Source organism: Gardnerella sp. DNF01141, assembly GCF_049244255.1.
Classification (GTDB): domain Bacteria; phylum Actinomycetota; class Actinomycetes; order Actinomycetales; family Bifidobacteriaceae; genus Bifidobacterium; species Bifidobacterium vaginale_E.
The window spans coordinates 1,401,855-1,414,242 of sequence record NZ_CP058391.1 but is presented as its reverse complement, the minus strand read 5'-3'; the positions used below and the strand labels follow the sequence as shown (position 1 = coordinate 1,414,242).

Genomic DNA, 12,388 nt, shown 5'->3' with positions numbered 1-12,388 from the left:
TATTACTGTGGGAGTGTGACACAACTCAGTAGATTCAAGTTGGCAGCACTGGCATCTGCAGCCATGCCCGAAGTACAGTTTGCAGGAACGCGCCAAAGTGAGCAAGTTAATGCCACTGATACCGCGGCTGGAATTTCTCACGCCGTTGTGCAAGATGTTTCAGGTAAGCTTTATGACATTTTTATTAGTGCAGACAACAAGGGTCGCAAGCGCTTGCGCGACCGAGCTCGTGCAGCATGGACGCTTGAGCACAGCAAAGATTTAGCAGCTTTGGGATTTGCGTACGACACTATGCTTACGTTTATTCCAGGAAAACGCGAAGGCGAAGAAAACAATACTGCAACCGCGAATGCTACAAATAATGCAGATAGAGCAAATCTTAAGCAGACTATGCAAATGTCTAGCATTATTTCCGACGAAAATGACAATGACACTGTGCTTATTTGCGAGCATCTTGAAGGAAGCGCGCGCGACTTGCGTCTTCTTACAACGGATGATTGCGCAAATGTTGGAACTGCAATCGGCGCAATTCACAGACTTCGTCCTAGCTTCGTAACTCGCGGAAAATATCCTGCTTTTACTACTGGCCAAATTCGAGCACAGTTAACCGGTTGGATTAAAAGGCTTCGTCAAGCAGGTCACATTCCAACAGAAATTACGGACAGCTGGTCCAGAGTGTTGGAAACTGAAGGATTGTGGTCATTTGAAACATGCCCAGTACACGGCGGTTTTGTTGACGGAGATATTCTGTTTTCAGGATCTACTATTACTGCCGTAACAAATTGGCAGGGAATGCAAATTAACGATCCTGCTCGAGATTTGGCTTGGATTTTTGCAAAACTCAACGAACAGCGCAGAAACGCAGTACTTTCTGCATACGGCAGGATGATGGGATCTCGTCTCGATAGTTTGATTATGCTTCGAGCGAATTTGTGGTTGCAAATGGAGCAAGTTGGAGATTTTATTCAGGCTTTGCAGCGTGCAGACACAACAAGTATTATGCGTTTTAAGGCGCAGGTGGAACGTTTAGCGCACGAGCTTAGCCGTATTAACAATGCTCAAGCCGCTAAAACTCACTCTGCTGGAAGCCCTGCTTCTACTATTACTGTTGGCACGCTTCTTGAAAACGACAACACAAAAAGTCGCCAAATTTTGCAAAATAATTCTTCTGAAAATGCTGCAAATACCGCAAATTCCGCAAATGGAGACGAAACCAATGAGCGCGATATTACGGTTGAAGGAAATGTTTCTAAAGATAGCGATCAGAACACAAAAGTCGCGCGCGAAGCTGCCGAAAACGACGATACTCACGAGCGCACAGTTCAGTACGCTGTAACTAATTCTTCTAGCAACGAGGAAGCTGAAAAGGCAGCGCATATTGCAGACGATACGGCAACTCAAGTAATTACGCATGTTGAAGCTAAGTCTTCAAATGATAATGCTGACGCTGCAGAAGCTGAAGCAGAATCAGAAGCAGAATTAGAAGATGACGTTGTGAATGTTGAAGCAGCAGTTGCTGAGACAGAGACAGTTGCTAAATCAGAGACAGTTGCTGAGCCAGATGCAAACACTGAAGCAGAGGCAGATTCTGAAGAAACTTCCGCACAAGAAGAAGATGATAAGCCAGAAACGGTTATTATTCCTCTTCGCGAGCGCGAAGAGCGAGCAAAGCGCGACGCTGAAGAAGAAAACTGAAGAAGAAAGTAGTTTATAGCACTTATAGGAGGACAGCATGCGAGTAGTGCTGGGATTAAAAAACGTTTCCGATTCAATTGATTTTGAAACAAACCAGAGCGCGGACGAAGTGCGCACAATTATTAGCGACGCAAAAGATATGCTTGAGTTTACTGATGTAAACGGTCGAACGATTATGATTTCAGCATCGTCATTGTCTTACGCACTAATCGGCGACACTCCAAAGCATTCAGTAGGATTCAGCGCCCTCAATTAATATAACAAACTATAACCAAACATTATGAAGCTTTACAGTATTGCTCTGCAGAAGCTGATTACTTATTGCTTAGTGAACACTATCATTCATGCTGTTACACACGCCACGCCAGAAACTTCAATCTATGCACACACCGCAGCTTAATTGCGCGGCTCTAGTTGCACTTAGTAAACCGTGCAGTTTCGTAACAAACTTAACGAGTCTATGAGTTTTGTGTTTGTGTTTGGTGTGTTGAGAGGCTGGAAAAATTGTGTTCAGTGCTAAAAGAGGACTGAGAAGCTACATTCTTTAAGAAAGGCGAACACAATAAGCGTCTTTATCAGCCAGAGCGCACGAAGGACGGGACGCACGCAAACACAAATTTTCCAGCCTCGTCAAAACCAAAAAACTAAATCAGTTACAAAACTCATAGACGATACTCAAGAACATCGAAAATAAAGAGTTTAAAGCCTATAGCCGCGCAAGAGTATTTCTGATACCACTTCGCGGCTTGTTGTTTCTTCGCCCAAACGATTCGGCTTGCCTGATCCATGCCAATCCGATCCGCCTGTTACAAGCAAATCGCACTTTTGCGCCAAATCAAGCAAACGCTGACGCTGATCTTTAGAATTTCCGCGATGATACACTTCCAAACCGTCAAGACCGGCTTTTGCAAACGATATAATCTGATCGTCTGAAAGAAGCACACGATTACGCGCAGGATCCGCCGGATGCGCAATCACAACAACTCCCCCAGCATTCTTAACCGCATCAATAACCTCACGCACATTCGGCGAAGACGTTGGAATATAGTACTTGCTTTGCGGAGAAACAGGGCCAGCAAAAGCTTCGGAGCGCGTGCGAAAAACGCCGGCTTTAACCAAAGCATCCGCAATATGCGGTCTGCCTATTGTGGTCAAATCACCGAGCTTAGCTTGAGCTAAAACATCATCCCAAGTAATTGGAAAATCTTGCGATATGCGCTCAACCATGTGCTTTGTACGCTCAAAGCGATGCTTACGAGTAAGCTCAAACATGCTTACAATCTGCTCGTTTTTAGGATTGTACTGGTATGCAAGCATGTGCACATAAACTCCAGCATCTTGAGCAGTAATTTCCGAACCAAACAACACGGGCATATTCGAAACCTTAGCCGCAGCGCGAAAATCATCCCAACCTGCAGTAGTGTCATGATCGGTAATAGCAACTCCATGCAAACCAGCGAGCTTAGCTTGCATAATCAAATCTTCTGGAATGGCAGTGCCGTCAGAATAAACGGTGTGACAGTGCAAATCCCAGCGTTCGCGCGCAGCCAGCGTAAGATGCGTGCTACTAGCATTCGCATAATCAAATGCGTCGCATTGTTCGTTGCTATTTTCGGTCATATAATCATCGTAAACTGTGCTATGTAAAGAGAAATAAATACGCACTCATAATCATTCGCTATTATTTGCTATTATTCCCATTGTTAATAATTCGTTATCGGTAAATTTTAGGAGCGCAAATGGAGCAGACCAGCACGGCGCAAGAAGAATACGAAACAACACTGCGCGGATGGAGACACTCCTCTTTTTGGACTTACGGCGTAATGCTGTTCTTTTCCGTAGTGGCGCTTATAACATCGCTTATTCTTTCCGCAGAAACGCTTGCTTTGGCGCGCGCACCGAAAAAACTGCTCAGCTGCGACTTTAACACCGTTGTCTCCTGCTCTCGCGTTTCACAAGCTTGGCAGGCAGAAATTGTGAAATTCGGCGAATTAAGCTTCCCAAACGCATTCTTTGGAATTGCTGCAGAAAGCGTGTTCGTAACACTTGCTGTTATTGGAATGATTCGCGTTTGCGTGCCGCGCTGGTTCGCAATCTGCACTTGGATTGGCGGATTATGCGCGCTCGCCTACTCTTACTGGCTGTTCTCACAATCTATGTTCGTGATTCACGCGTTATGCCCATGGTGCATTGTGCTCATGTTCTCCACAACAATGCAATTTATGTCGTTGACGCACGCAAGCGTAAGCTCGCAAAAGCTACTTGTTAAGCGTTTTACGTGGGTTGAAAGCTACTACCGTTTGCGATACGACCTACTAGTTGACGTGCTGTGGATTGCGGCATTAGTTACGCTGATTTTAAGCCAGTATGCAAAAGTAATTTTTTAGTAAAATACTAAAGCTCGAATATAAGACTACTTACACAAGCTTTCTGCAAGTTGCTGCATACGCTCGCTAGTATCCGAATTAGTAAGCGTAATTGAGCCTTCCTGAGATTCACTTGCAAGCTCGCCTAAATCTTCCAGAATTTTTTGAAGATGATTGATCGTGCCTTCGTTACCGTCAACAATATTCGTGCGCGCAGGCAAAAATTCGCGGAAATAATCGCGGTAGAACACAAAATGAGTGCAGCCAAGCACAACCGAATCAATACTTTCTAAATCATACTCATCGAAATACTTGTGAAGAGCTGCAAAAACAATATTGCGATTATTAAGCTCCCCACACTCAACAATACGCACTAAATCAGGGCAAGCTTGAGAAAAAATCGTATGATTTTTAGAAAAACGCTGCAGCAAATCCGCGAACTTGTGCTCGCGCAAAGTAAGCTCAGTTGCGGCCACAATTACGCGCTGAGACTCGCCTTTGCCTAAATCGCAAGCTAATTTAAGCGCCGGCTCCATACCTATGATAGGTATGCTGTAGTTCGCGCGCAAATCGTTCACAGCTGCGGAAGTGGCGGTGTTGCAAGCAATTACGATGGCTTTTACATTTAAGCTAACGAATCTCTCAACAATTTCGAAGCTTAGCTTTTTAACTTCCTCGGGAGTTTTAATGCCGTATGGAGCGTTGGCAGAGTCGCCAAAATAGATGATTCGCTCATGCGGAAGAGCAGCATGCAACTGACGAGCTACGGAAATGCCTCCAAGCCCCGAATCAAAAACGCCAATTGCTGCCGACGATGCCATAGACTACCTCCTAAAAACGCTTACTATCGTAATGGCGAGCCTCAACATATACAAGCGAATCAAAAACAAAAATACAAGCGGAGCAATAACAACAAAACGTGCCGAGTATGAAGAATACACCGGCACGTTTTTGTTTAGTTAATTAGCTGTTAGTTGTGTTTTACGCACGCTTAAGACTTACGCTAAGCTCAGTTGCGCTAGAATCAGCCTCAACAACCTCGAAGCTCGTAGCCAAAGTTTCTTCCGCAATCAAATCACGGAACTGATTAACTTTAGCAACGTCCACAGCTGGCACGCTCAAAGTCAAAGCGATTCGGTCAGTAACATCCAAACCGTTCTCCTTGCGCGCATCCTGAACAGCGCGAATAGCGTCACGAGCATAACCTTCAGCAAGCAAATCGTCTGTCAAAGCAGTGTCGAGCATAACGAAACCGCCAGTTGGCATTGCAGCAGAAGCGGTGTTTTGAGCCGCTTGAGCGTCAGAAGACTCAACGCGATTTACAAGCTCATACTCGCCCTCAACAAGCGCAACTTCGCCGTTTGGAGTCTGAACAACAGGAGCACCAGACTCGTCAACATGCCAATCGCCACTCTTAGAAGACTTAATAGCAAACTGCACTTGCTTACCCAAACGAGGACCAGCCGCGCGCGCATTCACCTTAAGCTCGTGAACAATCTTCAAACCGTGAGAGCTTGCATCCTGCAAAGTGCAGAATGTAACATTCTTCACGTTAAGCTCACGCTCAAGCACCTGCTCGTAAGGCTCAACAGCAGCAGTATTTTCTGCAACAACAGTCAAGTTTGCCAACGGCTGACGCACGCGCAACTGTTCCGCCTTACGCAACGAAAGCGTAGAAGACACAACCTCGCGAACCTTATCCATAGCAGCAACCAAAGCATCGTCGTGCGCAAGAACAGCACCAAGCTCGGTGACTTCTCCGGCCTTAGGGTTCTTCTCGCCATCCGAAAGAGTCTCAGGCTCAACCAAATAAGGCCAATCAGCCAAATGCACGGATTCGCCGCCAGTAAGGCCACGCCACACAGCCTCCGCTTCCATTGGAGCAAGAGGAGCAATCGTGCGCATGAACACTTCCAGAACAGTGTAAAGCGTGTTGAAAGCAGCTTCATCCTCATTCCAGAAGCGGTCACGGCTGCCGCGAATATACCAATTTGTAAGCACGTCAATAAAGTCGCTAACTGCAGCGCAAGCATCGCTAATCACAAACTCGTTCAAGCACTTTTCTACGCGCTCAACAAGCAAACGCGTGCGAGCAAGCAAGTAACGATCCATATTGCAAAGACCCGCAACCTCGTCCGCGCGAAGGCGACGAGCATCGTAGCCCTTACCACCGTTTGCAGCGTTAGCATACAAAGTGAAGAAGTAGTAAGAGCTCCAAACTGGAAGCATAACCTGACGAACAGTATCCCTAATGCCGTCTGCAGTAACAATCAAATTGCCACCGCGCAAAATTGGCGAAGACATGAGGAACCAGCGCATTGCGTCCGAACCGTACTCGTTGAAAACGCCATTAACATCTGGGTAGTTGCGCAAATGCTTACTCATCTTCTGACCGTCGGAACCAAGCACAATGCCGTGGCAAATCACGTTCTTATAAGCCGGACGGTCGAATAGAGCCGTAGCCATAATGTGAAGCGTGTAGAACCAACCGCGAGTCTGACCAATATACTCAACGATGTAATCGCATGGGAAGTGCTCTTCGAAGAATTCCTTATTTTCAAACGGATAATGGAACTGCGCGAAAGGCATAGAACCAGACTCAAACCAGCAGTCGAGAACATCCGTAATACGGTGCATTTGCGACTTTCCAGTAGGATCATCCGGATTTGGACGAGTAAGGCGATCGATATACGGGCGGTGCATATTCACATTGCCGTCGTCGTCGCGCGGATAGTCGCCAAAATCAGCCTTAAGTTCTTCCAACGAACCGTATACGTCTACGCGAGGATACTTTGGATCGTCACTCACCCACACTGGAATTGGCGAACCCCAGAAGCGGTTACGGCTAATCGACCAATCGCGAGCGTTAGAAAGCCACTTACCAAACTGGCCGTCCTTAACGTTTCCAGGAATCCAATTAATCTCCTGATTAAGCTCAAGCAAACGCTTCTTAATCTTCGTAACAGACACAAACCAGCTAGAAACAGGCTTGTAAATAAGCGGAGTTGCGCAACGCCAGCAGTGAGGATAGCTGTGCACGTAGCTTTTTTCTTGGAATAGCAGCGCGCGCTGATCTTCCGGCATTTGAGCAAGCGGGCCGTCTCCTGCACGCAAGTTACGCAAAATAGGCAAGTTGGCGTCGAAAACGTACAAGCCTTCGTAATCTGGGCAGTCGCTTGTAAACTTGCAGCCTGCGTCGAGCACGTCAACGCTGCGAATTTCGTGCGCGTTAAGCGTGTTCATATCGTCCTCGCCGTAAGGAGCCTGGTGAACAAGGCCAGTACCTTCAGCGGTGTCAACATAATCTGCAGTGAAAATCGTAAAAGCGTTAGGACCAGGAGTGCCACCCTCTGCGAGCGCAGATTCGCTTGCAAAGTATGGGAACACTGGGTAGTAGCGCCAACCAGCCATCTGCGCACCCTTAAGTTCGCGCACGACCTCGTAGTTTTCGCCAAGTTCCTTAGTGTAGGAGCCGAGCAAAGGCTTGCCAATGTAGAACTTTTTGCCAGCAAACTTGCCTTCGGTTGGGCGAACTTCCACGTAGTCGATGTCTGCGCCGACTACGATTGCGAAGTTGGTTGGCACAGTCCAAGGAGTAGTGGTCCAGAAGACTGCGTAAGCGTCGGCTTCGTCGCGAAGCTTAACGGCCACGGAAACGGTAGTGTCCTGACGATTCTGGTAAACGTCCGCATCCATGCGAAGCTCGTGGGCGGAAAGTGGAGTCTGATCCTTCGGGCAGTACGGAAGCACGCGGTAACCCTTGTAAGCCAAGCCCTTATCGTAAAGCTGCTTAAAAGCCCACATTACGGATTCCATGTATGGAATGTTCAGCGTTTTGTAGCCGCGCTCGAAATCAACCCAGCGAGCCTGACGATGCACGTAGTTTTGCCACTCGTTCGTGTACTTCAAAACGCTGGCACGGCAAGCATCGTTGAACTTTGCTATGCCCATTTTTTCGATTTGCTCAACCGACTCGATGCCGAGCTCCTTCTGCGCTTCCAACTCTGCAGGAAGACCGTGAGTATCCCAACCAAAAACGCGGTTTACTTTGCGGCCGCGCATAGTCTGATAGCGCGGAACCACGTCTTTTGCGTAGCCTGTGAGCAGGTGGCCGTAGTGAGGAAGACCGTTTGCGAATGGAGGGCCGTCGAAGAACACGAACTCGTTTTGGCTACCCTTGCCAGACGGGCGGTATTCGATTGACTTGCGGAAAGTGTTGTTTGCATCCCAGTATTGAAGAACGGATTCTTCAAGCTTTGGGAAGGAAGGATTTGGGGCAACTTGCGCGCCGGCGGCTTCTTGTGCAGATGCAGAAACACTTACCTTTGGGTATACGTTATTTGCGCACGACTTTTCGGCTGGATTAGTGGATTCGCTCACTGTGCTCTCCTCGCTCAACAGGGTGAATATTTCCCTGCGAGGACGACAGTTACTGCCGCGGTACCACCTCGCTTGCTATAAGACGATTACGTAACGAAAGTTACGTAGGTTACGTGCGTAACGCAAGTGCGTAGTGCAAATACGAAACGTAATCGAACTATTCTTATAGCCTCTCGTGTTTGGCTGTGCGGGCCAACCCCGTCGGTTCTAATAAGCGAGAACCTTACGAATCCTCGCCGTTCTTCCGAAAACTCCCCGCCGATAACGGATCATCGCTTAAGTTAGAAATAATCTAACACTATCCCCTAACATTAGGAATAATTTCGCGACTCGCGAATAATTTTCATGACATATTCATGACATATTATCCAAAAATGCTTTAGCTTCCTTAGCATTGCTAAAAACAATACCGTCTTCAGAAATTTTGCCATTCATAATTTGATTAGCGTGATTCATAGACTTAAGCGTTGCTTCATTCGGAACAGGCAAGTTACTATTCTCTTTAATTTTATTTTTCCAATCATAAAATTCATAAATACTAGACATTCCAATGCATTCAATAACATTTTTAGAGCAATTTGGCACTTCAACACAAAGCGCACTTAATAATTTCTCAATCTTCTCTAAAAACTCTAGATAATAGCTAGTTTCTAATAATATGTCGAAATCTTTAATAAGTTGAAAGACTGTTGCATTATCACTATGCGGTCTAGCACAATACAAACGTTCATCGTGCGCACAAATATTTCTGAACTCTTTAATTCTTCTATAAGTAGAATCAATTTTTATTGACGTAATATCTTTTTGAGAACAGTGTGAAGAATTATAAAGTTCAGTATATTTTTTAGCAACCAAACCTCTCACGCATTTAGTTTGAGCTTTGTAAAACCAGAACATCTGTCCGAAAGTCAAATCATTAGATAAAACCCATAATGGAACTTGCCCATCGTGATTATTGATACAATGTCGTATGTATTCTTTTCCTATATTTAATTTTTGATTATTTGACTTATTATTTTCTATAATTCGATTAAATGCTTTAATTAAACCACGTGATTCCTTTGGGTCTTCATAGTTATTTTCATTAAGGTAAGCATTAACTTCATTACCGTGCATTTGGCTAAAGCAATATGAACATGATGACCTTAACAATGCTTCTGCTCTAGTTGTAGCCGCAAAGATAATACTGCGAAGTTCACGATCAAATTTAAAAAGATAATAAATTTGTTCAAACTTTGTTCCTTGAACATATTTATTCGAATTGTTTGATTCGAGAAATGGATTTTTATATCCATTTACAACGCTATAGTAACCTTCTCTTTCAAGTATTTCCATAGCTTTAAACTCATCAGGAAACACTACTCCTCTAGACTTAAGCAATTCTATTTGTTGCCTGATAGTAGTAAAAGGTTTATAAATCACCATCATCCCCAACAATCCCCCCACTATTAGATGCACAAAGAGCCAATCAATCGCTTGATTGGCTCTTTGCGAACCAGACACTGCCTGGCTTCACCACTGCTTAATTATACAAAAGAAACTAATGCTTGTCAACAAAAATAAGCAAACTATATACAGCACACAACACCGTTGCACAAATATAAACTGCACAACGTCCACACATAAAAGTGCCCCGGATCAGAATCGAACTGACGACACCCACTTTAGGAGAGTGGTGCTCTATCCACTGAGCTACCGAGGCAACAAATGGCAATTATACACTATGGCGTGTCACTGCGTCGAGCTCTAATCCTCAAGATTCGACTGCGTGCCAGCCGTAGCTGCCGTCGCTGACTGCTCCGCCTGCGCCGCATCCAACTTGGCGCGAACAGTGGCAAGCAAACCCTGCGCGCGCTTTGCCAACGCCTCACCAATCTCCCACTGACGCATGGACTGGTCGAGCGTCAAACCGCCAGCCTCCAACGCCTGAACCGCCTGAACCAGCTTTTCGCGAGCCTCTTCGTACGGCATCGCCTCAATCGCAGCACGCTCTTCTTTCGTAAGAGTGCTTGCAAATTGCGCGCTTTCTGCACTATTCGCACTATTTGCCGCTGATTCTTCCGCTTTTTTCGTTACTTTCTCGCTCATATCTAACCTTTCGCTATATCTAAAATATTTAAAATATCTAAAAATCTACTTACTTGACTTTGCTGCAGCCGGCTTAGTTGCAGCCGACTTAGTGCCAGTCACCTTGCCAAGCACCACGCCGCTTTTAAGAGTAACAGTCATATCGTCGCCAACGCTCGCTAAAGCCGCGTCGTCAAGCACTCTCCCACCGCTGAGCTGCACAACAGCGTACCCGCGATTCAAAGTCGATTGCGGACTTAACGCGGTCAAGCTTGCGTGTGCCTTCTCAACAGTCAGGCTTGCGTCGTCCAGAAGTCGCACCAAACCGTGCCGCATTCGTTCGACAGCTTGCTCAACCAAACGCTCGTGCGGCTCAAGCATAGTGCTCGGGCGAGTAAGGCTCGGACGATTCGCGTAACCCTCAACAAGTCGAATCTCATTGTCAACGCGCGCAGAAATTCGCATGCGCATAGTTTGCAACGCGTTATCAATAAGCTGCCACTGCTCGCGAACGTCAGGAACCACGCGCTTTGCAGCATCTGTAGGAGTCGACGCGCGCATATCTGCAGCCAAATCAATAAGAGTCCAATCGTCCTCGTGGCCGATTGCAGACACAATCGGCGTCACGCACGCAGCCGTAGCACGAACCACACCCTCGTCCGAAAAACCAATCAAATCCTCAAAGCTGCCGCCGCCGCGAGCAACAATAATAACGTCAACCTCTGGATCCGCATCAAGCTGCTTAATTGCGGCAATAATATCCGCCGGACACTGCACGCCCTGCACATGCGCGTGAACAACCTTGAAGCGCGTAACAGGCCAGCGCAAATTCACGTTCGTAATAACATCGCCCTCCGCGCGAGCTTGAGGCGCACAAACTAGTCCAATGCACTTAGGAAACTCCGGCAGAGGCACCTTATTTTCCGCGTCAAACAAGCCCTCGCCCTTAAGTTTTTTGCGCAACTCGTCAATTTGCGCTTTTAAGTCGCCGGCACCGACGCGACGAATCTCGTCCGCAACGAAGCTCAAGCGCGTGGCTTTTACCCAAATATCCGCCTTGCCGTGAACGACTACGCGGTCGCCTTGGCGAAGATCGCGCGCCTGCTGCACGAAATTACTGAAGCCCATTACGGAAATCGAGACTTCTTCGTTGCTGTCGCGAAGGGTGATGTAGCCGGAAGAGGCGCGGCGCATGTTGATTTCGACGATTTGACCCTCGATCCACGCGGCTGGCCAGCGTTCGACGGCGCTGTGGAACTTTTGGCTTAAGATTGCGACAGGCCACGGGTTTTCGGCAGTCGTGTCGGCAGCTTTTAGAGGAAGCGGGCGCGGATGAGCTAGATTTTGCTGCGGCTGTTGCGGCTGTTGCAGTGGATTTTGCGAAACATCATCCTGAAATAATTGCGGCATCATATTTGACGAGGTCATGTTTCCAGCTTGACTGCAAAGAGGGACAAACGATGGATTCGTTGCGTGCGGTGATTGGATACGAAAAAACCCAAGCGCAAAGCTTGGGTTTTGTTTGTGCCCCCTCAGGGATTCGAACCCTGGACACGCTGATTAAGAGTCAGCTGCTCTAACCAACTGAGCTAAAGGGGCATTGGTTATCTCGGCCCGCTTTGCGAACCGAGTAACTACTATACTCAGAATGAGCTTGCGCGCAAGTGGGCGTGTCGCATTGCTCTTGCTTGAAGCTGCATTGCGCGCTTCAAGCAAGCTCAATGCGGTAGCGACGACTCAATACTGAAAGCACAGTGTGCTTTACGTGCGCGACGACCTGCTTGAGCGCAGCACAGCGCGCGCGAAAGCAATTCGGAGCGGAAACTCGCTTAGGTTGGAAGTCCAGTGGACTTCCAACGCGAGTTTCGTAGCGAGCGCTT

9 protein-coding genes and 2 tRNA genes are annotated in these 12,388 nt (G+C 47.0%); 3 read left to right on the top strand and 8 right to left on the bottom strand.

Features of this window, described 5'->3' with window-relative positions:
* Nucleotides 1-63 precede the first annotated feature (63 nt).
* The gene (locus HXT35_RS05480) at nucleotides 64-1,695 is read left to right on the top strand and encodes a phosphotransferase (protein WP_032843566.1); all 1,632 of its coding nucleotides are present in this window, start codon (nucleotides 64-66) and stop codon (nucleotides 1,693-1,695) included.
* Between the two features lie 37 nt (nucleotides 1,696-1,732).
* Entirely contained in the window at nucleotides 1,733-1,951 is a 219-nt protein-coding gene (locus HXT35_RS05475) for a DUF3107 family protein (protein ID WP_004128724.1), read from the top strand.
* A gap of 443 nt (nucleotides 1,952-2,394) precedes the next feature.
* Here the strand turns inward: HXT35_RS05475 and HXT35_RS05470 are convergent, their stop codons facing one another.
* Nucleotides 2,395-3,315, bottom strand: coding sequence for a PHP domain-containing protein (locus tag HXT35_RS05470; RefSeq protein ID WP_004128727.1), 921 nt, complete (start codon nucleotides 3,313-3,315; stop codon nucleotides 2,395-2,397).
* Nucleotides 3,316-3,434: 119 nt separating this feature from the next.
* Between HXT35_RS05470 and HXT35_RS05465 the strand changes: the two genes are divergently transcribed.
* On the top strand, nucleotides 3,435-4,082 hold the full coding sequence (locus HXT35_RS05465; protein ID WP_004128729.1) for a vitamin K epoxide reductase family protein: 648 nt from the start codon (nucleotides 3,435-3,437) through the stop codon (nucleotides 4,080-4,082).
* Between the two features lie 26 nt (nucleotides 4,083-4,108).
* Here HXT35_RS05465 and murI read toward each other — a convergent pair whose 3' ends face one another.
* The 7 genes from murI to HXT35_RS05430 form a co-directional block, all read right to left on the bottom strand.
* Nucleotides 4,109-4,882, bottom strand: coding sequence for a glutamate racemase (murI, locus tag HXT35_RS05460; protein WP_421777647.1), 774 nt, complete (start codon nucleotides 4,880-4,882; stop codon nucleotides 4,109-4,111).
* A 160-nt stretch (nucleotides 4,883-5,042) separates the two neighbouring features.
* Nucleotides 5,043-8,441, bottom strand: a complete 3,399-nt coding sequence (gene ileS / locus HXT35_RS05455; protein ID WP_004128734.1) for a mupirocin-resistant isoleucine--tRNA ligase — start codon at nucleotides 8,439-8,441, stop codon at nucleotides 5,043-5,045.
* 354 nt (nucleotides 8,442-8,795) lie between these two features.
* Entirely contained in the window at nucleotides 8,796-9,944 is a 1,149-nt protein-coding gene (locus tag HXT35_RS05450) for an Abi family protein (protein WP_230455194.1), read from the bottom strand.
* A gap of 126 nt (nucleotides 9,945-10,070) precedes the next feature.
* Nucleotides 10,071-10,143: transfer RNA gene (locus HXT35_RS05445), tRNA-Arg, on the bottom strand.
* Nucleotides 10,144-10,187: 44 nt separating this feature from the next.
* Nucleotides 10,188-10,529 (bottom strand): exodeoxyribonuclease VII small subunit, encoded by a 342-nt coding sequence (locus HXT35_RS05440; RefSeq protein WP_004128738.1) that lies wholly within the window; start codon nucleotides 10,527-10,529, stop codon nucleotides 10,188-10,190.
* 45 nt (nucleotides 10,530-10,574) lie between these two features.
* The gene (gene xseA, locus HXT35_RS05435) at nucleotides 10,575-11,921 is read right to left on the bottom strand and encodes an exodeoxyribonuclease VII large subunit (RefSeq protein ID WP_004128740.1); all 1,347 of its coding nucleotides are present in this window, start codon (nucleotides 11,919-11,921) and stop codon (nucleotides 10,575-10,577) included.
* Between the two features lie 112 nt (nucleotides 11,922-12,033).
* Nucleotides 12,034-12,107, bottom strand: a tRNA-Lys gene (locus HXT35_RS05430).
* Nucleotides 12,108-12,388: the final 281 nt, after the last annotated feature.